Annotated in this window: 20 protein-coding genes; 5 read left to right on the forward strand and 15 right to left on the reverse strand. The window is 44.8% G+C overall.

Translation table 11 applies throughout. The annotated features are described in order from the left end of the window. Positions 1-191 precede the first annotated feature (191 nt). Positions 192-3,872, forward strand: a complete 3,681-nt coding sequence (gene mfd, locus J3492_RS01900) for a transcription-repair coupling factor (protein WP_207989193.1) — start codon at positions 192-194, stop codon at positions 3,870-3,872. 130 nt (positions 3,873-4,002) lie between these two features. Then, positions 4,003-4,434 carry an HIT domain-containing protein gene (locus tag J3492_RS01905; RefSeq protein ID WP_207989195.1) on the forward strand — a complete coding sequence of 144 codons (432 nt, stop codon included), beginning with the start codon at positions 4,003-4,005 and terminating at the stop codon, positions 4,432-4,434. Between the two features lie 132 nt (positions 4,435-4,566). On the opposite strand, the gene fdx is transcribed toward J3492_RS01905, so the two are convergent. The 8 genes from fdx to J3492_RS01945 form a co-directional block, all read right to left on the reverse strand. Further along, the gene (gene fdx, locus J3492_RS01910) at positions 4,567-4,905 is read right to left on the reverse strand and encodes an ISC system 2Fe-2S type ferredoxin (protein WP_207989197.1); all 339 of its coding nucleotides are present in this window, start codon (positions 4,903-4,905) and stop codon (positions 4,567-4,569) included. 115 nt (positions 4,906-5,020) lie between these two features. After that, the gene (hscA, locus tag J3492_RS01915; RefSeq protein ID WP_207989199.1) at positions 5,021-6,901 is read right to left on the reverse strand and encodes a Fe-S protein assembly chaperone HscA; all 1,881 of its coding nucleotides are present in this window, start codon (positions 6,899-6,901) and stop codon (positions 5,021-5,023) included. 196 nt (positions 6,902-7,097) lie between these two features. Further along, positions 7,098-7,691 (reverse strand): Fe-S protein assembly co-chaperone HscB, encoded by a 594-nt coding sequence (gene hscB / locus J3492_RS01920; protein ID WP_207989201.1) that lies wholly within the window; start codon positions 7,689-7,691, stop codon positions 7,098-7,100. A 158-nt stretch (positions 7,692-7,849) separates the two neighbouring features. Then, positions 7,850-8,170 (reverse strand): iron-sulfur cluster assembly protein IscA, encoded by a 321-nt coding sequence (iscA, locus tag J3492_RS01925; RefSeq protein WP_207989203.1) that lies wholly within the window; start codon positions 8,168-8,170, stop codon positions 7,850-7,852. Positions 8,171-8,360: 190 nt separating this feature from the next. Beyond that, positions 8,361-8,771, reverse strand: a complete 411-nt coding sequence (iscU, locus tag J3492_RS01930; protein ID WP_207989205.1) for a Fe-S cluster assembly scaffold IscU — start codon at positions 8,769-8,771, stop codon at positions 8,361-8,363. A gap of 199 nt (positions 8,772-8,970) precedes the next feature. Further along, a complete protein-coding gene (locus tag J3492_RS01935) occupies positions 8,971-10,197 on the reverse strand; it encodes an IscS subfamily cysteine desulfurase (RefSeq protein WP_207989207.1) in 1,227 nt (408 codons plus the stop codon). Then, on the reverse strand, positions 10,194-10,703 hold the full coding sequence (locus J3492_RS01940) for an Rrf2 family transcriptional regulator (protein ID WP_207989209.1): 510 nt from the start codon (positions 10,701-10,703) through the stop codon (positions 10,194-10,196). Before J3492_RS01940 ends, J3492_RS01935 begins: the two co-directional genes overlap by 4 nt. 568 nt (positions 10,704-11,271) lie before the next feature. Beyond that, a complete protein-coding gene (locus J3492_RS01945; RefSeq protein WP_207989211.1) occupies positions 11,272-11,913 on the reverse strand; it encodes a hypothetical protein in 642 nt (213 codons plus the stop codon). Between the two features lie 579 nt (positions 11,914-12,492). On the opposite strand from J3492_RS01945, the gene J3492_RS01950 reads away from it, so the two are divergent. Both J3492_RS01950 and J3492_RS01955 read left to right on the forward strand, forming a co-directional pair. After that, positions 12,493-12,765: an HU family DNA-binding protein gene (locus J3492_RS01950; RefSeq protein WP_207989213.1), complete on the forward strand. Its 273-nt coding sequence runs from the start codon at positions 12,493-12,495 to the stop codon at positions 12,763-12,765. Between the two features lie 287 nt (positions 12,766-13,052). Then, complete coding sequence (locus J3492_RS01955) at positions 13,053-14,927, forward strand: SurA N-terminal domain-containing protein (protein ID WP_207989215.1); 1,875 nt, start codon at positions 13,053-13,055, stop codon at positions 14,925-14,927. 129 nt (positions 14,928-15,056) lie between these two features. On the opposite strand, the gene purH is transcribed toward J3492_RS01955, so the two are convergent. The 6 genes from purH to mrcB all read right to left on the reverse strand — a co-directional run bounded on the left by purH (position 15,057) and on the right by mrcB (position 23,331). Then, entirely contained in the window at positions 15,057-16,637 is a 1,581-nt protein-coding gene (gene purH, locus J3492_RS01960) for a bifunctional phosphoribosylaminoimidazolecarboxamide formyltransferase/IMP cyclohydrolase (protein ID WP_207989217.1), read from the reverse strand. A 270-nt stretch (positions 16,638-16,907) separates the two neighbouring features. Then, a complete protein-coding gene (gene fis, locus J3492_RS01965) occupies positions 16,908-17,177 on the reverse strand; it encodes a DNA-binding transcriptional regulator Fis (protein WP_207989474.1) in 270 nt (89 codons plus the stop codon). Between the two features lie 198 nt (positions 17,178-17,375). Next, on the reverse strand, positions 17,376-18,476 hold the full coding sequence (locus J3492_RS01970; protein ID WP_207989476.1) for a zinc-ribbon and DUF3426 domain-containing protein: 1,101 nt from the start codon (positions 18,474-18,476) through the stop codon (positions 17,376-17,378). Between the two features lie 191 nt (positions 18,477-18,667). Next, positions 18,668-19,594: a 50S ribosomal protein L11 methyltransferase gene (gene prmA / locus J3492_RS01975; protein WP_207989218.1), complete on the reverse strand. Its 927-nt coding sequence runs from the start codon at positions 19,592-19,594 to the stop codon at positions 18,668-18,670. A 397-nt stretch (positions 19,595-19,991) separates the two neighbouring features. Further along, positions 19,992-20,888, reverse strand: coding sequence for a tetratricopeptide repeat protein (locus J3492_RS01980; protein ID WP_207989220.1), 897 nt, complete (start codon positions 20,886-20,888; stop codon positions 19,992-19,994). 88 nt (positions 20,889-20,976) lie between these two features. Next, entirely contained in the window at positions 20,977-23,331 is a 2,355-nt protein-coding gene (mrcB, locus tag J3492_RS01985) for a penicillin-binding protein 1B (RefSeq protein ID WP_424108372.1), read from the reverse strand. A gap of 551 nt (positions 23,332-23,882) precedes the next feature. Between mrcB and J3492_RS01990 the strand changes: the two genes are divergently transcribed. Next, complete coding sequence (locus J3492_RS01990) at positions 23,883-26,771, forward strand: heavy metal translocating P-type ATPase (RefSeq protein ID WP_424108369.1); 2,889 nt, start codon at positions 23,883-23,885, stop codon at positions 26,769-26,771. 57 nt (positions 26,772-26,828) lie between these two features. On the opposite strand, the gene J3492_RS01995 is transcribed toward J3492_RS01990, so the two are convergent. Next, positions 26,829-26,980: zinc ribbon domain-containing protein (locus J3492_RS01995; protein ID WP_207989478.1), on the reverse strand; the 152-nt coding region annotated here is incomplete at its 5' end.

Consider the following 26,980-nt stretch of genomic DNA (forward strand, 5'->3'; position numbering starts at 1 on the left):
GATAAGATGTCCTGGTTAACAAACATGAGTTAATAAAAATGTATTAAAAGTGCAACAGCTAAAAAGTAGGCCATACTAACAAATAGCTGACCATTGTCAAACGGTGACAAACCGTTACGGCATTGATTTGGTCAATGTAAAAAATGTTCGTATAATAGCCTTCTACTTCCTAACCATGACTTGAATTTGCTATGCCTATCACTGCTTTGACTGCCGCATTTGCCCCCATTAATCAGAAGCTGTTTCCTATTAAGGAGTCGCAAAAACGTTGGCTCGCTCCTGTTCACGGTGCAGTCAGCAGCTTGTGGCTGGCAAGTTTGGTTGATGAGCCGTTATGGAAGGTTGAGGAGCGATTAAAAGTCGTGGTAACCCGGGATCAAAACCAGCTCAATCAGATAGAGACCGAGCTGGCGTTTTGCGGTGTCGATGCTTATGTGTTTCCTGACTGGGAAACCCTGACCTATGATGAGCTGTCACCGCATCAGGATATTGTCAGTGAACGTATTAATCTGCTTACTGATATGCCGACATCAGGTGTCTTGCTTATATCCGTACAGACCCTCATGCAGCGTGTGGCACCGCCCAGCTGGCTGATTGGTCAGCATTTCGATCTTAGTGTCGGTGATACTTTTGATATCAATACCCAGCGTGAGCTGTTGGCAAAGGCGGGTTACCGAGCGGTAGAAAACGTCTTTGAGCCAGGCGAGTTTGCTGTTCGTGGCAGTATTGTTGATATTTTTGCGATGGGGCAGCCATTCCCACTGCGCTTGGATCTGTTTGATGATGAGATTGAAACCATCAAGTTTTTTCATCCCCAAACTCAGCGAACCTTAACTGAGGCTGATCTTAAAGCCTTGATTGCAAATAATGATCAAAGCATGGGGCAAGAATCACTGTCGCTACTGCATAAGCTGCCAGATATCTCTAAACCCCTGACGCAGTTTCAGATACTTCCTGCCAAAGAGTTTCCATTAGAAGAAGGTCGAGAGACGTTCCGTACCAACTTCGCCGAGATGTTTCCCAATACCAGCAGCCGTAAGTCTGAGCTGCACAAAGACGTGATGGCAGGGATTGCCAGTAGCGGGCTTGAATATTATCAGCCATTATTTTTTGATCTAGAGGATTGGGAAGCACAAGGTACGCTATTTTCTTATCTACCCAGTGACGCTTTGTTTATCACGGATGAGCTTATCAGTGAAAAACAGTCAGACTATTGGTCACAAATCCAGCGTCGTTATGAAGAACGCCGTCATGATATCGATAAGCCTATTGTCGCTCCTGAATGGCTATATTTACTCTCAAATGTACTTAATGAGCAGCTCAAGCGCTTCCCCCGTGTGATTCTTAGTGCCCGTGACGAGCTGACTGCTCATGATGATTCAGCGGATATGTCCGACTCAAAAAAGCAAAAAGGTGTGGTGACGCTAAGTGCAGAGCACCCACCGCAGCTATCTGTCAATCATCAAAAGGCCGAGCCCTTAACTGCGCTGTTAGCATTTTTAGAGCGTCAAGCGCAGACAGACACGCCAGTGCTGATCGTCGCTGAGACGGCTGGTCGCCGTGAGATATTAATAGAGCTGTTCAAAGGTAAGATCGGCATCACCACCTATAATAACTTTGAGGCATTTTTGGCAAATCAGCATACGCAGCAGTCGATACAGCAGGATAGCCTGCCTCAGGTGGGTTTGACCGTTGCCCCGATTGAGCGTGGCGTTTATGTCCCTGAGCGTCTGGTGCTCATTAGTGAAACTCAGCTGTTTGGCCGTCAAGTACTACAAACACGCCGTCGCCGTCACAGTGGGGTATCTGAAGAGTTTTTAGTCAAAAGCGTCACAGAGATGACTGAAGGCAGTCCAGTCGTTCATATTGAGCACGGTATCGGCCGTTATAATGGTCTGATTACGTTAGATGTGGGTGATGGTGAGCAAGAGTTTATTCATTTAAAATATGCTGACGATGCCAGTATCTATGTGCCTGTCGCAAACTTACAAATGATCAGTCGCTACAGTGGTGGTGATCCAGCGCTGGCACCACTACATAAGATCGGTAGCGGCAAGTGGGATAAGGCCAAGCAAAAAGCGCTCGAACAAATTCATGATGTGGCTGCTGAGTTGCTTAATATGCAGGCAAGGCGTGAAGCAAAAGTAGGTATTCACTTTAAGATAGATATTTCACAGTACGAGCTGTTTGCCAGTCAATTTGCTTATGAAGAAACCCCAGATCAGGCCAATGCCATTCAGGCAGTGATGCATGATATGAAGCAAAACCAACCTATGGATAGACTTATTTGTGGGGATGTGGGCTTTGGTAAGACAGAAGTGGCGATGCGTGCCGCCTTTATTGCAGTTAGCGCCGGTTATCAAGTGGCGGTACTGGTACCGACGACTTTGCTGGCAGGACAGCACGAAGATAACTTTCGTGATCGTTTTGCTGATTGGCCAGTACGTATCGAAACCCTATCACGATTTGGCGGCAAAAAACATCAAGATACGGTGTTGACAGATCTGGCGGCAGGTAAGGTCGATATCGTTATCGGTACGCATAAACTGCTGCAAGAAGACGTTCAGTTTGCTAATTTGGGCTTGATGATTGTCGACGAGGAGCATCGCTTTGGCGTGCGGCATAAAGAGCGTATTAAGGCGATTCAGACCGACGTAGATAGTCTTTCTATGACCGCCACACCCATTCCACGTACGCTAAATATGGCGCTATCTGGTATGCGTGACATGTCAATTATTGCCACGCCGCCTGCCCGTCGTCTCGCCATCAAAACCTTTGTCATGCAAAAGACACAGGCGTTAATGAAAGAGGCTATCTTACGTGAGCTATTACGTGGCGGGCAGGTTTACTTTTTACATAATGATGTCGCTAGTATCGAGCGTATGGCAGAGACAATTCGTGAGCTGGTGCCAGAAGCTAGGGTAGGGGTGGCGCATGGTCAAATGCAAGAACGGCAGCTTGAACAAATCATGCAGCAGTTTTATCATAAAAAATTCAACGTCTTGGTGTGTACGACGATTATCGAGACAGGTATCGATGTCCCCAATGCCAATACCATTATTATTGAGCGGGCTGACAAGTTTGGGCTGGCACAGCTGCATCAATTGCGTGGCCGTGTGGGCCGTAGTCATCATCAAGCCTACTGTTACTTACTGGTGCCATCGTTAAAAGGGCTTAAAGGCGATGCAAAGCGACGTCTACACGCTATCGAGCGTGCCAATACGCTTGGCGCAGGCTTTATGCTAGCCAGCGAAGATTTAGAGATTCGAGGAGCCGGAGAGATACTCGGCAAGCAGCAAAGTGGCAATATGCAGGCGATTGGTTTTAGCTTGTATATGGATATGCTCGAGCGGGCTACCAAAGCGATTAAAGCCGGTAAAGAGCCAGATTTAAACACCCCGTTATCACTGACCAGCGAGATCAATCTGCACAGTGCCGCCTTGATACCAGAAGCCTACTTACACGACGTACACCAGCGTTTATTATTTTATAAGCGTATTAGTAATGCTGATGACAAGGAGGCGTTGACGGATATTCGTACTGAGATGATAGATCGCTTTGGTAGCTTGCCTGATCAAACCAAGCAGCTGTTTGCCATTCATGGTCTGCGTTTACAAGCCGAGCCGCTTAAAATCAATAAAATAGATGCCAATAGCAATAGCGTAACATTGGAGTTTGCTCCCGATACCCCAGTTGATGCGTTAGCGATTATTAAGCTGATTCAATCCGATGGTCAGCGCTATCGCATGAATGGCGCTTCAGGCATTCGCTATACAGATGCCGACAAGCTTGAAACTGCTGAGCAGCGAGTGACTGTCATTCAAGAGCTGCTGCGCTACTTTAGTGAGCATATGGTGCTCGAGGCGGTATAGAGCTTGCGGCAGTGAATCGCTAATGGCGCTATTTTATCTGGCTGATAACTGATAAAATAGATCACCCTTATGTTTTAGATTTTATAAATCTTGATTCCATTGATGTTTTATAACAAGAGAAGCCGTCACTATGTTTCAACTGCATCCTAAACTTGCCGCTGATAGTTTTTTGGTGGGTGATTTTCCATTGTCGACGTGTCGCTTGATTAATGATTGCCAGTTTCCTTGGTTAATATTGGTGCCACGTGTATCAGGTATTAAAGAGCTATACGAGCTTTCTGAGTCTGATCAAGCGCAGTTTTTACGTGAGTCAAGCTGGCTGTCAAGCCAACTTTCCAAGACCTTCCAAGCGGACAAAATGAATGTGGCAGCACTTGGTAATCAGGTGCCACAATTGCATTTTCATCATATCGTGCGTTATCAAAACGATATGCAATGGCCAAACCCAGTATGGGGTATCCCCGCTATTCCATATACGCCGGCTGTGTTGTCTCAGATGCAGCAGACCTTAATGATGGCGCTGCGAGGCCATCATCAGATGCCATTTGACTGGCAAATGTAAATATCCATAGATATCAGTGATGGATATGAGATATCGATGGTAGAGATGTGAAAAAGCCAGCTACTCGTGAGCTGGCTTTATTATATGTACTTTTTGCTACTAGAGCTATACTGCTTCAAAGAGAAGTACAGATCAATGGTTTTCTTTGGCATGGTTGAGTGTATATTTAGGAATCTCAATGGTGAGATCCTCGTCCTCTAGCATGACCTGACAAGACAGGCGAGAGTCTGGCTCTAACCCCCAAGCACGGTCGAGTAAATCAGCTTCGATATCGTCCATCTCATCCAAGCTATTAAAACCTTTACGTACGACAACATGACAAGTGGTACAGGCTTTTGACATCTCACAAGCATGCTCTATCTTGATGCCTTTTTCTAATAGCGCTTTGCACAGGTTTTGACCTGACTCTAATTCGACTTCAGTGCCTTCGGGGCAAATCTCATGATGAGGTAATACGGTAATCTTTGGCATATATAATCTATCCAGTGCTAATCAATTAAAAGGTAAAAAGTAAAAGCTATAAGATATCAGCCTAGTACAATAGTTAGGCGTTATCTATAAATGTATGAGTGATGAAGCGTATCTATTACCAGTCCTGTGCACTGGTACCCGCCATACTGGCCTTGACACTTTGATTCATAATACGAGCGGCAAAAGCATCGCTGTGTGGCTTGAGATTGGCTTGTGCCGTTTCAATCACAGTTAGATCGTCAGTACTCAGCGCCGTCTGTAGAGCTTGGATTTGTTCGGTAAGGGCTTGCTGCTCTTCGGTGGTGAGTAGGGCTGCAAACTCATTTAGTGCCGACTGCAGCGCCAATACTTCACGCTCTGCTTCTACTTTGGTCTCAATCAAAGAGCGGGCGTTTTTATCTTCTTCGGCATGCTGAAACCCGGCCACAAGCAGTTGTTCTTTTTGTTCATCAGATAGGCCATAAGCAGGCACAATCTCAATCTTACTTTCTGTTTTGGTCGTCGTCTCTTGTGCACTGACAGTAAGCTGGCCATTGGCATCAATACTAAAGGTCACCTCAATGCGAGCAAAACCTGCCTTCATTGGTGGTATGCCATATAGCTCAAAACGTCCAAGTGAGCGACAGTTTTCAACAGTTTCACGCTCACCCTGCACCACGTGGATCACCATACCCGTCTGACCATCTTGATAGGTGGTAAATACTTGTCGTTTTTTTACTGGAATGGGGGTGTTGCGTGGAATCAGTACCTCAACCAGGCCACCCATGGTTTCAAGACCGAGCGATAAAGGGGTGACATCTAACAGCAATAGATTGTTATCACTGTCACCATTAACGAGCTGGTGTGCTGTTTGAGCCGCACCTAGGGCGACTACCTCATCTGGGTTTAGACGACACAAAGGCTGTTTGGCAAAAAACTCTGCTACTGTTTGCTGTACAGCAGGCATACGGGTAGAACCACCGACCAAGATCACTTCATCCAAGTTTTCAATCTCAAGTTTGGCATCACGTAACACCTGTTCGCAGACGCTTAGCGTACGGCGAGTGACTGGCTCTGCTATGGTCAGCAAGTCCTTACGCTGTAGCACGCCTTGATAAGATTGCCCATTGACCGTGATATCTATATTGACCTGCTCAGCGTCGGTAAGTGCTTGCTTGTATGCTTTGGCTTGTTGGGCAAGTATCGATTTGTCATGACGGCTGACATCTTTGGGGTCGATGCTTAATTGTTTGATCAGCCAATTGGTCATAAGGCGATCAATATCATCACCCCCTAAGGCGCTATTACCGCCCGTTGCTAATACTTCAAACACGCCATCAGTGAGTTTTAAGACAGAGACGTCAAAGGTGCCACCACCCAGATCGTAAATTAAATAATAGTGTTCATTAGTCTCATTTTCATCTGGCTTATCTAGACCGTAAGCCACTGCAGCAGCGGTAGGCTCGTTTAACAGTCGCAGGACATTAATCCCTGCCGCTTGAGCAGCATCTTTAGTGGCTTGGCGCTGTGCTTCATCAAAGTAAGCAGGTACAGTAATCACTGCGCCTTCGATACTGTCTGCAGGCAATGCGCTTGCGGCTCGTTGCTCAAGGGCGGCCAGAATACGTGCTGAGACTTCGACAGGAGAGACTTCACCTTGGGCAGTGACGAAGGCTGGCATATCGTCTGCATTGCCGCTCAGCTCATAGGGATGAGAGAATTTAATGTCTGCTTGACTGCGTCCCATAAAGCGTTTCGCCGAGATGATGGTGTTTTTTGGATCATCTGCTAAGTGAGCTAAGGCGTCATAGCCAACCTGTGGTCTGCCTGTACTTGGGTAATAAACCACGGATGGCAGTAGCGTATCTGCCGTAGCTCCTGCTTCTAGGACTTGTGCCTTGCCAGAGCGCACTACTGAAACCAATGAACGTGTGGTACCAAGGTCGATGCCTAGACCAAAACGATGTTGATGCGGTTGGGCACTTTGATTGGGTTCGGCAATTTGCAATAAAGACATAAGTTAACTCAGAGATAAAATAGATAAGTGAAATGAAGTAAATTCAGAGATTATACGTGGTCGTTAAACTGGTTTTAAGTGTTGGGTGGTTAAATATTACTTTTCCCTTGAGAACTGCGTTTGAATACAAAAGCTGCAGCATCTATAGAAAGAACACCAAGCTTATTCAAAAGTAACCAAACCTAAAGTCAGTAGTTCAAACGTATAAATCATCATCATCTGACTGCTCAGCGCTCGCTACTTCATCGAGCCCCGTTGTTACATCAGCATCTAACTTGACCAAAAACTTTAGCTTTTGTGTGGCATCAATTGCTGTTTTCCAGTCTTCATCTTGATAGGCAAGGCTAAAGCGCTCAGATTGTTTGGTCAGGCGTGCCGTAATTTGCGGATGTAGCTGTTGTAATGTCGCACGATCTTTGTCTTCGATGGCTTCGTCGAGATCGATGCGCATTTGCATGGCATCTTCTAAAAAGTCTAAATCTGCAATCGAGTGTTCCAAGTTTTGTGCCTGATCAGCCAATTGCAGTAAATAACTGGCACGACTATCAGGAGTGCTTAAGGTTTGGTATGCTTGGTTAATCAGTGCTGAAGCTTGTTCAGATTGCTGTTTAGCCTGCAGCGCACTTGTCACGCCCTTAGTCTCATCGACTGCTAAATTATCAGGGTGATAGCGTTTTTGTAATAGACGTAACTGTTGTTCAAGGCGCACTTGATCGACGTCAAATTGAGCAGGTTGTTCAAATAAAGCAAAAAAGTTATCAAATTGTGCTTCTGCGGTAATGTCTGTCATAGCATACGCCTTGCTTTTATTTATTATAAAATACTTGATCAGGTTGAAAAACCTGTCTAATAAAAATAGCTAACTAAAATTATTTAATGATGAGCCTAAAGTATGATGGGCTGAAAACGCCAAGCTTATACTAGCATCTATCGTTCATGATCCAAATCTTAAACCGTAAACGACTCGCCACAACCACATTCACCTTTTTGATTGGGGTTGGTAAATTTAAAGCCTTCGTTTAAGCCTTCTTTTTCGTAATCCATAAGCAGGCCATCTAAATACACCAAGCTTTTCGGATCAATAAAAATATTGACGCCACGGCTTTCGTAGCGAGTATCGTTATCATCCGGTGTATCGACGAACTCTAAAACGTAAGCCAAACCTGAACAGCCGGCTGTACGGATGCCCACTCGAATACCTTCGCCTTTGCCACGATTGTCTAAAAACTCTCGTACATGCTGAGCGGCGCGTTCTGTCATTTCAATCATGCCAACTCCCATTGACTATAATAAATAATAAAAAGGTTCATTAAATATAAAATAAAAGGTGACAAGTACATAAGCGTCATTGCCACCTTCTAGCATTTTTCAACATCAGTAACGACCAAGATCGTTACTGGTTTTTAACACAATGCTACTACAGTACTCCTGAGTCAGCATGACGTATGCAGTAGCACGTTTAGCTGGTGGCTTCTTCAGCTGCTTCACCAGTACCATGCTTGTCTTTGTAATCGCTGATAGCGGCTTTAATCGCATCTTCTGCAAGTACAGAGCAGTGGACTTTTACTGGTGGCAGTGCCAACTCTTCAGCAATATCCATGTTTTTAATCTCACCCGCCTGGTCTAAGCTTTTGCCCTTTAGCCACTCAGTAACGAGTGAGCTTGATGCAATAGCTGAGCCGCAGCCATAAGTTTTGAAGCGAGCATCTTCGATAATACCTTGATCATCGACTTGGATCTGTAGACGCATCACATCGCCACAAGCTGGAGCACCAACCATACCGGTACCAACGTTTTTAGCATTTTTGTCAAGATTGCCAACGTTGCGTGGATTTTCGTAATGATCAATAACTTGGTCACTATAGGCCATGAGGTTTTCTCCTAGTTAGGTGATGAGAGATAGACTACTTATCAGTAACTATCTACTCATCGATAATTGGGGTCAAACTTTAAGTCAATAATAATGTATATATACAATAACACTGTACTTATAACTGTCTGATCAATCGTTTAGTAAAAATTATCTATTCAATATATGTAATGGCTTAAAGGGCCATTCACTTGCTAAATTAGTGCTCAGTCCATTCTACTGAGTCTAAGTCGACACCTTCTTGGTACATATCCCAAAGCGGCGATAAAGCACGCAGCTTGTCAACGGCTTCATGCATTTGCTTGATGACTCTATCGATGTCTTCTTCAGTCGTATAGCGGCCAAAGCTAAAACGAATCGAGCTGTGAGCCAATTCATCGGGGCGACCAATAGCACGAAGCACATATGATGGTTCAAGTGTCGCTGAAGTACAAGCCGAACCTGACGAGACAGCCAAGTCTTTTAGCGACATCATAAGCGATTCACCTTCAACAAAGTTAAAGCTGATATTAATGATGTTGGGTACGCTGTTGTCCATATCACCATTTAAATAAATCTCTTCGATATCTTGTAGACCGTCCCATAGCTTTTGGCGCAGTTTGGCTGCGTGAGCATGATCTTCTTCGTAGCGCTCACTGGCTAAGGCAAAAGCTTCACCAATACCAACGATTTGATGGGTTGGTAGCGTTCCTGAACGCATACCACGCTCATGACCACCGCCATGCTGCTCAGCTTTTAGACGAATACGTGGCTTACGACGGACAAATAATGCGCCGATACCTTTGGGGCCATAGGCTTTATGACCAGAGAAACTCATCAGGTCAATCTTCATCTCTGCCAGGTCCACAGGCACTTTACCAATAGACTGTGCGCCATCGACATGGAAGATCACACCTGCTTCTCGGGTAATCTCACCGATAGCAGCCACATCAGTAATGGTACCAAGCTCGTTGTTTACCATCATCAGTGACACTAAGATTGTATCGTCACGCAGCGCTTCTTTTACTTGCTCTGGTAAAATAAGACCAGTCGCTGCTTGTGGTTCGAGATAGGTGATCTCAAAGCCTTCTTGCTCAAGCTCACGGCAGGTATCTAATATCGCCTTGTGCTCGATCTTACTGGTGATGATGTGCTTACCACGAGAATGATAAAAATTGGCCGCCCCTTTGAGGGCTAAGTTATCTGACTCTGTCGCCCCAGAAGTGAAGACAATCTCACGAGGGTCAGCATTTATCGCTTCAGCAACTTGCTGACGGGCAGTTTCTACTGCCTCTTCTGCTTGCCAACCATAACCGTGTGAGCGTGAGGCTGGGTTACCAAAGATACCATCTACAGTCAGATATTCGCTCATTTTTGCAGCTACCGGTTTGGCAACTGGTGTAGTGGCAGCGTAATCTAAGTAAATAAGGGAGTTATGTTGGCTCATGCTGGGTTTGCCTCGCTTGTCGATAAAGTAATAGTGTTAATGTCTTTTATAGAAGTCTCTTTTGTAGACAGGTGCTGACGTTCTGATACGGACTGCACGCTTTCTATATCTAGTAATTGCGCTAATGTTATATTTTTCAAGTACTGTTCGATATGATTTGATAATGAGCACCATAAATCATGGGTTAAACACATGGTTCCACCTTGACAGTCGCCACGTCCTTCACACTGCATGGCATTCACCGACTCATCGACGGCGGATATGATACTCATGACGTCTATCTCTTGCAGTGGTTTGGCTAAATGATAACCGCCTGCTGCGCCGCGAATACTGGTCACAAGTCCCCGTTTTCGCAATTTAGAAAATAATTGCTCAAGATATGAGATAGAGATAGACTGTCGTTTGGCAATATCAGATAAAGAGACGGCACTGTCTTGCTGGCTGGTTTGTATGGCCAGATCCAATAATGCGGTCACGGCATATCTGCCTCGAGTGGTTAAACGCATAAAATATCTCCAAGTTGATCAATGATAAGCCACATTCGATCACGAACTTATTATCGTAGTTTGAGTCGTTGAACTGAGCTTTACAGGTATCAACTCTAATAAATAAGTCAAAAGCAATAAATGTATTCTGACCGCAGCGGCACGACCGGTTATAAGCATCCGACCGTCACACGACAGATAATTCATCCGATGTCTGTTGCAATAGAGGTATTATACTTAATCCTGAGTAATTTAGTCAAGATTAAAATGTGGTTAAATGGTTAACCTTATTTATCGCTATAATTAATAAAATAAAATCACCAAGTCTTATAGTCGATACTAAATAAAATACATACATTGCATGAACAGGCAAGACTGGTATGAATTTTTTTGCGTGCTGTACCTATACTGACAGAGGCTGCAAATAATTTATTCTAGTCTTGTTGGGTCTTTTTTATACTGACCTGACTAGAGATAACAATTGTGAGTAAGATGACAAAACGACGGGGCTACTCAATAGTCTAATGCCATCACGTCATCCAGAGACTATTGAGCAAAATGGGATAGGCTTGATTGGGTAGCGCTAGTCTCAGAGTAATGCAATCACGATAGCGATGACGGCGATGACAGCAGCTACTACCGCTGAAATCGTTAAGGTTTTTTGTTTGCTTTGTAATTCTTTTACTGTTGTTTCGAGCTCACGGTTTTTGATGGTTAGCGTATTAATTTGTGTTTGTTGTTCTTTTATGCGTAGCTTGTAGTCATTTTTCTTTGCTTCCATCTCGTCATCATTGGGCTTAGACTTGCTAGTGCTTCCTTTAAATTTTTTAATAATACCTTGAATAAGGCTGCCCATACCCAGCTGCATTATAAACTGTCGAACCAATTGGACTTGATGGACCTCACCGCGCATCTGTAACTTATCCGCCGCATCACTACCATGAGACATCACCGCATTTAATACCTGAAGACTGTAAGCATTAATGACGATATCAGGCTCACTACGATCAACGGGCAGCTGAGCATCCAGTAACACTCCTTTAGAGCTAAAGGTGGCAAATATCTCAACATGGGGTAGGTATAAACGCAAACTGACGACAGTGCCTTGCTTAGCAAGTGGGTAGGCAGCTTTACGTAGCTCAGGATCCAAGCGTAATAGCAGGGTTAATGCTGACTCAGCGAATACCAGAGTAATATTAAGAAGGGAGTGAGACAACGTAGAACGCTTCATGTAAATAATCCGTTTTGTTGGGCAGGTAATAGTGATCGCCAAAATAACAAGCGCTGCAAGCTTATGGGGTATGCCGCTTTTGCGCACAGTTTTTGAACAGTAACTTTAAACAGTAATTTTTGTATCGTAGTTATCGTTAAACAATAACCATAGCGTCTTTATCATAACGCCTTCATCATAAAAAGTAACGCTGATAGATGTGCCGGTTAGTAAACCAAATCAGCGGTAAGCCATATGATACAAGTTTTAATAGGGTGATTTTATATCTTAAGTAGAGGGTATTGTAAACCTCTATAACGCTATAGTTTAGTGGCTGCTTTATAATATAGTTTTAAGTTTACAAATCACACAGCGATTGACAGTTGAGTTGAGTAATTTTAAGTGTCAAAAAGGTAATGATGGCCACGAAAAAATGTAAAATCGCTTGCACTCCTTATATAGCCTTGATATAAAGACGTTAACAACGCAAAACCTGAAAATTAAGACGTTGGAACTTGTTTTTATTGCTTAAATATTCTGAGAGCGATACAATGCCTGACGTTAGCGTTTATTTCAGCCCTTAAACTTGAAGGAAAACTTATGAATAAGTCAGAATTGATTGATAGCATTGCCGAAAAAAGTGGCCTAAACAAAACACAAGCTGGTGATGCCCTAAATGCCGTCATGGAAAGTATCGGTGAAGCTCTAGAAGCTGGCGATAGCATCTCATTAGTTGGTTTTGGTACGTTTAGCGTAAAAGACCGTAAAGCACGTACTGGCCGTAATCCTAAGACTGGCGAAGAGCTTAAAATACCTGCCAGCAAAGTACCAAGCTTTAAAGCTGGTAAAAACCTAAAAGAGCGCTTAAACTAAGTCGCCTTTAGCTTGTCATGTTTGAGTGACCATTTATATATCAAATGGACGTGCAAACGATAAAAAGCACCTTTTAACGAAGGTGCTTTTTTATTGTATAAAATTAGCGTTGTCTCTATAAATGAGTGGTGTGAATATTTTGAGTATCAGTCAAAAATCACGTATCATAGGGCGCGCGTGACGCTGCTATTTTATATATTAGAGGTCCCTCACCATGCCATTGCATCCACTGATATTGGTCTTATTGCGATGGTTTTTATTAATATAGGTTAAAAGTAGAAATAATTATGGATAAATTGCGCGATTTTTTAAAAAGCTGGCCTGGTCGCATTTTATTAATTCTATGCCTATCACCACTTGCTTTATTGGGTATTGAGAGTTACTTCCAAGGGGGAGTAGATCCAAACCAAATTGCTCAGGTAGGTGAAGCGAGTGTGGGATTGTCTGAGTATCAAACTGCTGTAAATAACCGACGTTCTGAAATTTTGGATCAAATAGAGGATGCTAGCCTGCTGAATGAAGAGGTGTTACATCAGCAAGTCCTTAAAGGTCTAATCGATCGTACCTTACTTGAGCAGCAAGCAGGCAAGCTTGGCATGACGGTGTCAGATGACACCATCAACCGTTTGCTGTTGCAAGAGGATATTTTTAAAGATGAAAATGGTGAGTTCTCAAATGATCAGTTTTCCTTCTTTTTGCGTCAGCGTGGCATGACCAAGGATCAGCTGTTTGCTGAGTTTCGCAATCAGCTGAGCCTCGATCAGCTTAATGCCAGTATCGTTGGTACCGCCATTTATCCAATGTCAGCGGTAAATCAATTGATAGATTTGCAGCTAGAGTCACGTCATATTTGGCTGAGTCGGTTTAATTGGCAAGACTATGAGCAGCAAGTCACGCTGACTGATGCCGATATACAAGCCTATTATGACGCCAATAAAGACACACTTAAGAGCGATGCCATGGTGGATTTGGCATATATTCAACTAAGTCCGGCGCTGATTGACGTTGATGATATCAGCACAGAGGAGCTGCAACAGCAATATGAGGCTTATAAGCAGGGTCTGGCAGTCGTTGATGAACGTCAGCTTAGCCAAATTCTATTGACGGGTGAGGATGCTGAGGCTCGTGCGAACAGTATTAAACAGCGCTTGGAGGCAGGCGAGTCGTTTGCAGCGTTGGCTAAGACCGAGTCAGATGATCCGTCAGGTGCCAATGGCGGTGCCATTGGGCGTTTCAATCCATCGGTGTTTGGGACTGATGCTGCTGCTGTCGAAACTGCGTTACAGGACTTGAGTGTTGGTGAGGTCACAGAACCTGTCAAAACCAGTTTTGGTTATCAGATATTTATGGTGACAAAAGACGATGGTAGCACAGTGCCCTCTATGGACAGTATGCGTGAAGAGCTCACCGCCAAAGCAAAAGAATACAAGCGTCAGGCTATGTATGCTGATAAAGTCACCGCTATCAATGACTTGGCAGCAGATGGCTTTAGTATTGAAGATATTGCGCAGCAAGAAAACGTCGCCCTTAAGCGTATCGAAGATTACCGTAAAAACAACAATACCTCAGTATTGTCGCAGCCTGCAGTCATCAATCAAGCCTTCGATGAGTTTACCATTCAGGACCAAGCAGTCACTGCAGGCATTGAAGTGGGTACAGGTACGGTATGGGTACAGCCAAGTCACTATCGACCGACCAAGACTTTGACGCTAGAAGCAGCGACACCTAAAATCACTGAGATACTACGTCAACAAAAAGCCAGTGCGCTTGCCCTTCAAGAGGCTAAGCAGTTGGCCGCTCAGATAAAAACTCCAGCTGATATTGAAAAATACGCAGCAAACCTACAGTCTTTAGGTGAAGTCAGCCGTCAAACCGGTCTACTTACCGAAAAAGAGCGTAGTCTGGCATTTAGTACGCAAGCGCCTGAAGAGGGTGTCGTTGCTTTAGCCAGTGAGACAGAGATGGGAGCAAGCGTGTTGGTTGGGGATCGTATCGAGACCCAACAGCAATCTCAGCTGTCTGATCTTGAAAAGCTGCAAACTGCCAATATTATTCGGGATAATCTAGGACAAGATCAATTGCAGGATTATTTAGACTATCTGCGTTTGGTGTATAAAGTAGATATCAATGAAGCCAACATGGCAAGCGCACAGGGTCGGTAAAGACGTTAATTAGACCTAATCGGTAGCTCTAATACCAAAGCGCAGTCAAAGAAAAAGCCACTGTATTTTTAATACAGTGGCTTTTTTAATGGATAATAAATAAATCAATAAATATTAACTGGCTGAATACTAGTGGCGGAAATGGCGCATACCAGTGAAGACCATGGCAATGCCGTGCTCATTTGCAGCAGCAATGGTTTCATCATCACGCATAGAGCCACCAGGCTGAATAATCGCTGAAATACCTACTTCTGCAGCGTTGTCTATACCGTCACGGAATGGGAAGAAAGCATCTGATGCCATGACAGAACCGGCAGTAGCTAGCCCAGCATGTTCTGCTTTAATAGCGGCGATACGTGCAGAGTTAACCCGGCTCATCTGTCCTGCGCCGACCCCGATGGTACGCTGAGATTTGGCATAGACAATCGCATTAGATTTAACATACTTTGCCACGTTCCAGCTGAATAATAAGTCAGCAATTTGCGACTCTGTAGGTTGCACATCAGTGACGATTTTTAGATCATTGGCAGTGATTAAACCAAGGTCTTGCTCTTGTACCAATAAACCACCATTGACCCGCTTATAGTCAAGCTGGCTATCTCGTTGATCTGAGGTCGGCAGTTCGCCACAAACCAAGACACGGACGTTTTTCTTACTGCTGGTAACGTCCAGTACACCATCTTCTAGACTAGGGGCGATGATGACTTCTACAAACTGATTGTCGATAATTGCTTTGGCTGCCGCAACAGTGAGCTGACGGTTGAAAGCGATAATGCCGCCAAAAGAAGATTCAGGGTCGGTACTAAAGGCAGTCTTATAAGCAGCAACTTGGTCGCTATCTACTGCAACACCGCAAGGATTGGCATGCTTGACAATCACACAAGCAGGAGCGTTAAAGGCTTTGACACACTCAAGTGCTGCGTCTGTGTCTGCAATATTGTTGTAAGACAGAGCCTTGCCTTGTAACTGCTGAGCGGTTGAGATGGAGGCTTGTTGACTACGGCTCGGATGGTTTTCAATATAAAATGCCGCTTGCTGATGTGGGTTTTCACCATAGCGCAGGTCTTGTACTTTTTCGAGCTGCAGGTTTAGGGTGCGTGCAAAGGTTTCTGGTTGCTGGGTATCATTGACACGGCGTCCTAAAAAGTTTGCAATCATACCATCATATTGTGCGGTATGCTCAAAAGCTTTGACAGCTAGATCATAACGTAGAGCCGCTGTGAGCTGACCATTGTCATTTAATGCTGTCATGATACGCTCATAATCAGCAGGGTCAGTAACAATGCCAACATGGGCATGGTTTTTAGCTGCAGCACGCACCATAGTGGGACCACCGATATCGATGTTTTCTATGGCATCATTCATGGTCACGTCGGGGCGAGCAATTGTTTCAGCAAATGGATAGAGGTTGACGACGACCAGATCGATACGATCTATCTGATGCTCACTCATAACTTTATCATCAGTACCACGACGCCCTAGAATACCGCCATGAATTTTTGGATGAAGTGTCTTGACACGGCCATCCATCATCTCTGGAAAGCCTGTATAGTCTGATACTTCAGTGACATCTACGTCATGTTCTTTAAGTAAACGATAGGTACCACCAGTAGAAAGTAGACCAAATCCTGACTGAATCAACCCTTGAGCAAATGCGACAATATTGGATTTATCAGAGACCGAGAGTAGAGCAAGCGGTTTTGTACCCATAAAAACAGTTCCATAAAAAAAGCCTGACATTACGTCTGGCAGGATAGTAATAGCAACCATAGCTGTCATGTCGTCAAACTATAAGTTGCCGAGCATAGTAGTGATAAGAGTCAATAATGAAGGCTCAATACTAACATATCAATGTTGAGTATTGATTAACTTTAGCAGTTGCGCTTCTATAAATGATGAACGCTATGATAAAACATCTAGCGAGTTTACACAAAGCGCTAAGCCGTTTTATGCTAGAAAAGTTGATACGTTTTAGATAAATCACATTAGATTATAGGCTTTCATTTTTTTGCGTAAGGTACCGCGGTTTAGCCCTAAGATTTGAGCGCATTTTGTTTGATTACCACGGGTTTGCTCAAGAACGACAGTCAGTAAGGGCAGCTCAACCTCTTTTAAGATAAGCTCATAAAGGTCTGTTGGTACTTCATTTTCTAGCGCTACAAAGTATTCACGAACCACACGCTCAACGTGTACCCGCAAAGGCTGCTGTGCGTCATTTAATGAAGCGGTAGATGATGTATAACTGTGCACGTGGCTGGCAGCATCATCTGAGATGGACTCGGTGGTTATATCGGTTAGACACAGGCCATCCTGGTCAGGGCAGTCGGTAGCATGAGTAGCGCTTTGGGCAAAACGGTTGGCAGAGGAGTGGGTACGGTGTGCCATAAGGTAATGTCCTCAAGAGTGGCAAGCAGGTAATAAGGGTCTTCTTTAGATAAGCCTTATATCTTAATAAATGGGATCGATCGTCACTTGGCTGATGCGTTCATGAGTAATCGGAATAGTGAACATCAGGGGTTTGGTCTGCTCGGCAGTTAATAGGTTTTGTGGACTGGCCAGATAGTCGCCTGGCATCGCAACAAACTCTCCAATCAGACGATCAGTGCTATAAATACTAACTTTAAGGGTCGGTAGCAGTTGTTGTTGCATGCTTTGATTGACCAGCCATGCTTCAATATCACTGAATTTATTGTCGGCTTGAATACGGCTAGGTTCGACATTGAGATTCGTGATGTTTAATGCTGTTACGTCAGCTCTAGGCAAGCTACAGACAGCAACGGCACACACGGCTTGTAAGCGAGCTGCATGCTCTGGGTCTTTGATTAGGGTTTCTAGATTAAAGATAACATACTGCGCAAATAATAGCATGACCAGAACCAAACAACCACTTAACCATAATACCAAGGCTGCAGGGTTCTGAGTCTGTGCTGACATAGCCTGACTTGAATACGGACTGCGATTTTGTGTTGAATGCGAGGTATTGGTGTCGTCGGATGATGGGACGCCCATATCAGTCAGTAGCTGCGACAGATCAGTAGTAGGCTCTTGAGCTTGCTGGGTAGAGCTGCTTAGGTTTTTCTCACTTGTATCTTGTAAGTTTTCCTTAATTGTCTTCGGTTGAGCTGCTGCTTTCAGATGTACTTTAGGTGTTACGCCTTTAGAGGTGTTGTCTTTAGAGTGAGCGCCTTGGATGATGTTGTCTACCGAGCTAGTATTAGGCTCTGATAGCCACGCATCCATCTCGTCTAAAGAGTGGTAGGTCCAATCGTTATTTTGACTGCTTATTTGTGCTTTATCGTTGTCAATTAAAGTGTCAGATTCTACAGATTCACTTTGTTGGTTTGCTGAGTTTTTTAACTGATTTGTGGTGGGGTGCTTATAAGCTACGGTGTTAGCAGATGCCTCACTTTCTAAATCCAGCAAATGCTCATGGATTAAGAATACATGCTGGCAATGACCACAGCGCGCCTTTACCTGTTTTAGTTGAGCAGGCGCTACACTAAAACAAGTCTGACAAGAAGGGCATTGGGCGTTTAAAAGTGAGCTCATGTATGCAAAATCCAAAAAGATACGGCAATAATTATCACGCACTTACTCACCAAAAATAATACTATCTCCTTAAGATCATCAATACCTTTGGTCAGATACTGATGCAGTAGGTATAAATAAAAAATAAGGAGTAGTATCAAGCTGATGAGCTGTCACTGACTCCCTATCGTAACATATGTAAAGAAGTGTTACTAGTGTGTAAACTTTCCTGACAGCCTTTGCCAGTGTTGTTCTTCTTGTGTACTGAACGTATGTTTAGGGTCAAGCGTAAAATAAGGTCTATAAGCTGCAGCAACTGCTTCTGTTTGTGCTTCAATGAGCCCTGCTAAAACGATTTGACCCTGAGGCGCAAGCAGAGTAGCGAAATAAGGTGCAAGACTGATGAGCGGTTTAGCCAAGATATTGGCAGCAATCACATCTACTGGCAAAATATTGTATTGTGCACAGTAGTCGGTAAATGCTTCGGGCAAGAAAGCCTCTAAACGTGCGGCTACGTTATTTCGCTCGGCGTTTTGATTGGTAGCAAGTACGGCTTGCGGGTCGATGTCTACAGCGTAGACTTGCTTTGCACCCAAGAGTAGCGCTGCGATACCTAAGATACCTGAGCCACAACCATAATCGATAACGACTTTATCCTTGAGGTCCTGTTCGGTCAGCCAGTCTAAACATAAGCGAGTGGTGGCGTGATAACCAGTACCAAAAGCCAGACCTGGATCCATAATGATATTGGTAGCATTTGCATCAGGCGGCGTCAGCCAGTTGGGCACGATCCATAGATTATTAGCACACTCAATAGGATGGTAATGCGTCATCCATTCACGCTCCCAGTCTTTATCATCAACAGCAGAGACCCAAACACGGCTGGCGTGTACTTGGGCTGCAATATCATGACTCAATTGCTCTACCGCTTGGTGGCTGCCAGCTTCCGTAGAGGCGTCAAACAGTCCTGTAAGTATGACCTCATCCCATAAGGGAGACTCACCTGGTAAGGGCTCAAACAATGGTTGGTCGCCTGCATCCTCTAAGGCAATAGAAAGTGCGCCTGCTTCTAATAATAGAGCCTCAGCCAGATCGACGTTTGTTTTTTCGCATTGTAAATGCAGTTGTTGCCATGCCATAAAATTAACCTTAGTTGAATGTGAATGAGACGAACTCGTAATCAGCTGATTAGCACCATCAAAACAGCAGAGTCTACCAGAAGTCATGCTGCACTTGTGGCTTGGCTGCTATGATTTTAGAGCTAGGGCGTGTCCTCAATTCAATCGAAGGATACCTAAATGGGCTAAAAATGGCTAAATCTTGCCAAACAGCGTTAAATAGCTAGGTAATATCCCGATATTATCTGCGCTATTTTCCTTGTTTGACGGCAATTTATCTCATTTTTATCTCCATTTTTAAAATGAGGACAAGCCCTAGTAACAGCTTGATGGTGAAGATAAAAATAATCGCTAACAGATAAAAGTCAGAAGTGACGAGTATCCAGTATCTTAAATTCTATATCTTGAACGGTTGTGATTATCTCAGGGCCTGTTGAGCTTCACGTATGACTCGAGCATTATTTTGCTGTTGTCCTGAAACCAAAATCAGCTGCCATAGTGAGCGGCGGCGATTGGCGTCTTCTGAAACCGTTAGACCACGGCGTGCCATGGCTTCTGCTTTACGAGGTTGGTTTTTTTTCAGGGCCACTTGTGATAAGTAATAGTATACCGCTGAGGACTTCGGTGCCAAACGCTGTGCACGAGTAAAGCTGTTTTCTGCAGCAGTCAAGTTACCTGATTTAAGTTGACTGGTGCCTGTCTGCATTAAACTGCGAAAAGCAGGCAGGTCACTTTGGGTGCTGGTGGTACGACGCTCCTGTTGTCTGGAGCTTTGGCGGGCACGCTCTAATAGATCGCTATGCGAGGGCGTCACAGGTGGCTGTGAGATGATATAGTCGTCACGAGAAGGGGTGCGTATCGGCTTATTAGGAATGACGGCTGGCGTCTGAATCACCGGTGTTTGCTGGGTTAAAGGGTTGTTATTGGTTGCAGGTCGCTCAGTATGAGGCAAACCTTGTGACGGAGAACGGCCTTGGTGTATAGGTGCTCTGGTCATCTCTGTAGGAGAGGTGGAAGGCTCAATCTCAAAGCGCTGTGACGTTGATGGCTGCGTAGCCATGGTGGTGGGCGTCGTATCAGTATGGCTAGTGGACATTGTGTAAGGCGCCGTTTGACAAGCACTGAGCATCAAAGTACTCATAAAAGTGCCAACCATAAAAAGCGGCGTAAGGCTTGAGCGATATGCTTTTGCTGCGATTAACGGCTGCTCGCTCACTTGCTGTTCAGTTATCAGCTCATCAATGGTTTGTTTATTGCTAGTTTGCTTGTCGATAGTCTGTCTATAGATAGCTTGTTTATAGATAGATAGTACCATGCCACACCCCTCACTCTAAATAGTTGTAAATCCTAAATGACCTTAAAATCAGTAAGCTGGTTGCTCATCTATCAGCTTATCAGACTCATTAAAACCATTCGAGTGCACGATTATACCAAGTGTCAGGACGCTCTTGTCTAGTATCATCAGCGGCGTCAGGATTGATCACCTCACTATTTGGTATCTGTAACCCTTCATTTAGGCGTTGCTGATTAAGGCGACTTTGCTCACGTTGCCACTGCATTTGTTGTTGCGCTTGTTCTTGCTGGTATAGTGCTATCGCACAATCACTGGCCTCTTTTGGTAAGTGTGCTGACATGACCGGTAAATAGCGGGCCGATTCGCAGCGTTCGTTAGACAGCTTGCCTGAGTTGTTTTCGAGCCACAGCCACTCAATACCTTCAGGCTCTGGCATGGATACTGGGGTCAGTCTTAAGCGTTGCATATAGTCTATCCATACGGGTAGAGCACCACTGCCGCCGCCTAGGCCAATAGGTTTGTTGTCATCACGGCCTACCCATACCACACTAACATAGTTACCGCTATAACCTGCAAACCAAGCATCACGGTAGTTGTTCGTCGTTCCTGTTTTACCTGCCAGATTTAGGTCGCTGCCTAGTGACTGAGCACGTCTAGCAGTACCACTTTTTACCACTTGCTGTAGGGCATAGTTGGTCAGGTAGTTGGTTTCAGGTGGAATGCTACGTTGGGTGTTGAGTCCTGTGCGTTGTAAAATACGTCCACGATCGTCAATGACCGTACGAATACTATGAATGGGGGTGCGAAAGCCGCCTGTAGCAAAGACTTGGTAAACCCCAAGCATATCCATCGGGCTTAAGTTGACTGACCCTAATAGTATAGAAGGGTAGGCAGGGATTTTTTCTTCAACACCCAAACGGCGTAGCTGCCTGACAAAGGTATCAACACCAAACTCCATCCCTAAGCGAACGGTGCTTTGGTTATAGGACTTGGCCAAAGCTGTGGTTAAAGGAATATAGCCATGGTCACGACCATCGTAGTTTTTTGGATTCCATTTGCTGCCATCTCCTGAGCTCACAGTAATCGGAGAGTCGTCAACAGGACTGGCTAAGTTGTAACGACCGCTTTCAAGCGCCGTCATATAGATAACGGGTTTTAGTAGGGAGCCCACTTGACGTTTGGCATCGACGGCACGGTTAAAGCCAGTAAATTCACTGCCGCTACCGACGACCGCAACCAGCTCACCTGTCTCTGGGTTAGCGCTGACCAAGGCGCCTTGCAAGTCTTTGGTTTTACTACCACGTCGGCGCAGCTCTCCAAGTTTTTTATCCACCGCTTTGTCAGCAGCTAATTGAGCGATGGGATCAAGCGTACTGATGATGCTCAAGCCTTCGTTTTTAAGGTCATCAGGATAATAGACTTCATTGAGTTCACGTTTAACAATGTCTAAGAAGTCAGGAAATTGGCTTTTTCCTTCTACTGGTTTGTCGACGATATCTAAGGGCTTGGCAATGGCAGCGTCATATGTTTCTTGTGACAGCATACCCATAGTCAGCATATTATGCAGCACCACATCACGCCGTGCTTTTGAGTCATTGGGATGGCGACGTGGATTATAGATGCTTGGACCCTTTGCCATACCGACAAGCATGGCTTGTTGATCTAAACGCAGCTCGTTTAGTGGTTGATTAAAATAAAATTGTGCTGCAAGCCCAAAGCCATTAATAGAACGGTTGCCATTTTGACCGAGGTATATCTCATTAAGATAGGTTTGTAAGATCTCGTCTTTGCTATAGTGTAGCTCTAATAACACTGCCATCAAAGCTTCATTGGCTTTACGTTTGAGCGTGCGATCAGAATTCAAATAGAAGTTTTTAATCAGCTGCTGGGTAATGGTAGAGCCGCCTTGCATGGAGCCGCCAGAGAAGTTATTGATAACCGCACGAGCGATGCCACGTATAGACACACCTTTATGATCATAAAAGGCACGGTCCTCAGTGGCAATCAGAGCGTCAATCAGCGGCTGCGGCACGTCGTCTAAAGAGACAACCAAGCGATCTTCATTGCTGTCTGGATAGATGCCCCCGATACTCACAGGCTCAAGTCGAATAATCCCAGACTCTGCAGGGACAGTACTTTGTATGGTTTGCACCATACTGTCAGCAATGGTCATCTTGATGACTTGTGGCTTGTCGACATCATTGGCACTGTAGTTAAAGCCACGAGTGTGAATGAAATAAGTGTTCCCTGATTTATGGTAACTGCCGGTACGGTTATAGTCTTTATTGCTGCGATAGTTGAGTAGCTCCAGCCAAGTTTTCATCGCTTCATTATTGACCTTAGCGCCTTGATACAGCTCTAAAGGCTGTGAATATACTTTGGCAGGGAGATCCCAGCGCTTACCTTCAAACTTTTTGGTAATGGTACGATCGAGCTTAAGTAAATATAGCGCCAACAGCACCATACCAACGATAACCACAATGAGTAAAAGACTACTAAACACGATGCCGCGCTGCTTTGATGGCAGAGGACTGAGAGTAGATTTAGGACGTTGAAACTGAGTAAGCTTGGGTTTTTGCACTGATGTTGCACCGTTTTAGCATAAAAAAACTGCCTCATAATGACGTAAATTGACTAAGTTTTCAATCTCTCATCATCTATGCAGTCATTTATTCGTGTTGAGCTGTGAAGGTGTATACTATGCACAGCATTTAAAATCACTATACCCGCTAAAAATCAAAGCAAGTCATCTATATAGAATAGACGTCATATATAGGAATCCATTGAGTCAGAGCAGTATCTGGCTGCTTTGATGCCAGTAGGCTTTTAATTCGATAGGTAAGTGCCATATAAGATAGCAATCTATCATTTAGATAACGGTGTTTTTTGTATGGATTAGTCGTTTTTCATCTGGCTATTCTTGCTAGGTGATGATGTTTTTGAAATATGGTGAATAATAAGCAATATTTGCGCAACACAGAACGTCCCAAGTCAGTATATCTAAAGGAAGTAAGCGTGACTGTTTCAAGTAGTTCGTCCAATACGTCGTCCTCTCTGGCCTCAACTAAAACCGAACGCCATCAAGACAGCTCTATCGTAGAAGGTTTGGTTTTACCTCTGGCTGGGCACTGCTTTCATTGTGGCGACCCAGTACCGCAACCGCCATTTCATACCGAGATACTAGGCGCATCTCGTGAGATGTGTTGCATGGGCTGTCAGTTGGCTTCTCAAAGTATTGTCGAGGCAGGTCTTGAGCAGTATTATCTTGATCGCTCTGAGATTAACCGCACGGCCAGCCTACCAACGCAGCTGACTCGCCTTGAAGCTTATGATCATGATGAGATAAAGTCGCAGTTTGTCTATGCGCAAGAAGGCATGTCGGTTGCAGAGCTGTCAGTCAATAATCTGCGCTGCGCAGCTTGTACTTGGCTTATTGAGTCGCGGCTAGATGAGCTAGAGGGCATAAATAAATGTCAGGTTAATTTGACTAATCAGCGCATGCGAGTGATTTGGGATGAAAGTAAGCTGCCCATCAGTCGTATCTTAAGCGTCATTAATGAGATTGGTTATGACGCCAAGCCTTACCGCCAAGATACCCATGAGGCCATGCTGGCTCGTCATAACAATCAAATGCTGCTAAGGCTGGGTATTGCTGCCTTGGGATCGATGCAAGCGATGATGTACTCGGTAGCCATTTATCTGGGTGACTATAGCGATATGTTGATATTCCAACGTGATTTTTTACGTTGGGTGTCTTTGTTTGTCAGTACTCCTGTGTTCTTTTATGCAGGTATTCCGTTTTTCACTTCAGCATGGTCAGCCATTCGAGCACGGCAAGTCAATATGGATGTGCCAGTTAGCATCGCTTTGATTGTGACTTTCTTTGCCAGTCTTTATGCGACTTTGACCGGACAGGGACAGACTTACTTTGACTCAGTCAGTATGTTTATTTTCTTTTTATTGGCAGGGCGTTATATTGAGCATAATGCACGTCTAAAAGCCGCTACTATGGCCAATGATTTGGTAGTGGTTGAGCCTGTATTGGTACAGAAAATTTCTGAAGATAAGCCTGCCGCTGAGCGTGTCTTGCAACAGCTACAGCAAAATGCTCTTAAACAAAATAAATATCATCAGGACCAGCAAGACTCTATCAATCACGCTGTGAATCATACAGGCACTCAAGAGCCATCAAACACGCCGCCAGAGTCTCTGCCAAACTTTATGCAGAGCATGGATGCTAATGTTCACCAAATAACCACTCATATTGCGCAAGACTGGCAAAAAAAGCGCAGTCTGATATCAGATGCCCCAACATCACAGCTGTCTGTAGACCCTTCTGCAGAGGCGTCTTTAGACGAAAGACAAATGGTAACCGCTCATAGCTTGCAAGTGGGCGACATCATTATGGTGGATGCTGGTTCTGAAATCATCAGTGACGGTATTCTACTTAGCCCAACTGCTACGGTCTCGCAAAGCTTGCTGACGGGCGAGGGCGACTTGATTGCGAAAGCCCAAGGGGATTATATCGTTGGCGGCGCACAAAACGACAGTCAGCCATTTGAGATGCTGGTGACCGCCTTGCCAGAAGACAGCCAGATTGGACTTATCGATAGGCTGATGAACCGTGCGATGAGTGAAAAACCCAAGCTGGCGCAGCAAGCAGACAAACTGGCTCGTTGGTTTGTGGCTCGGGTACTGGTGTTATCAGTGCTGGTATTTATAGGTTGGTATATTGTTGATCCCAGCCAAGCCATTTGGGCCACTGTCGCGGTATTAGTGGCGACCTGTCCTTGTGCGCTGTCTTTGGCGACGCCGATTGCTTTGACCGTCTCGACCAATCGCTTGGCCAGTTATGGGTTTTTGACCACTCGGGGGCATACACTACAGACTCTAGCAGAGATCACCCACGTGGCCTTTGATAAAACAGGTACGCTCACTTATGGTAAGCCGAACTTACTCAACATTGAACCAATAGAGGATACTTATCAAGATAAGGGTGACAGTCTAAGTCTCGCTGAACAAAAAGATCGTTTGTTAGCTATCGCTGCTGCTTTAGAAGTGGGCAGCCGCCACCCGATTGCTCATGCCCTGCTTACCGCAGCTTATCAGCTGCATTTGCCGACCACGCAAAACCTGCATCATCACCCTGCAGGCGGCGTCGAAGCGACTATTGATGGTGTCACTTATCGAATAGGTCATGTGGATTTTGCATTAGATAAAGCGAATAATGGTCTAGCTGCCTCTAGTCAGCCGATTATTGATTTGGAGTCTCAGCGAGCCAGCTCCGCTGTGGTACTGTCTTGCTTGTTAAATAACACCACTGATAAAGCAAAGGATTCGCCTTCATGGCAAGCGCTTGCCTGCTTTTACTTTAATGACAAGGTGCGTGATAGTGCCAAATCGATGCTCGATACGCTCAAACAGATGGGTATCGAGTCTATGATGTTGACTGGAGATCCAAGTCCGCAAGCGTTGGTTATGGCTGACAATCTAGGTATGCAGAGCGCTTATAATGGTCTGTCACCGACAGATAAAGTCAACCATATTCAAAAAATACAAGCCGATGGTGGCATAGTGCTGATGGTGGGTGATGGTATCAACGATGCACCAGTACTTGCAGCCGCCGATGTCTCAACCTCGATTGCAGGGGCGGCAGACTTAGCACAGGTATCTAGTGACAGCATTATCTTAAATGGACAAATAGATGCCATCAGTGCGGCTAAACGTATCGCTGACAAAACCGAGCGAATCATCAAGCAAAACTTTCGTTGGGCGCTCGCTTATAATGGCAGCGTACTCATACCAGCAGCGCTAGGATATGTACCGCCTTGGTTGGCTGCTATTGGTATGTCCTTAAGCTCGTTACTTGTGGTATTAAATGCTTTGCGTCTAAAACGGGCCTAGTTTGTATATCAAGACACTGTTGACTTCCTCCCCGACCTAAAGGAACGGGGATTCCTACTAAAGACGGCCAAGCCCGACCGCGAGAATGTTTTTTGCTCCATTAACGTCACGTTGATGGGTCGTTTTACAAGAACGACAAAACCATGCTCTTATACCAAGACCTTCTCTACCTTTCGGACTGTCTTGGCGAGAGCCGCAACACGAGCAGG

The organism is Psychrobacter coccoides (assembly GCF_017498085.1).
Lineage (GTDB): Bacteria > Pseudomonadota > Gammaproteobacteria > Pseudomonadales > Moraxellaceae > Psychrobacter > Psychrobacter coccoides.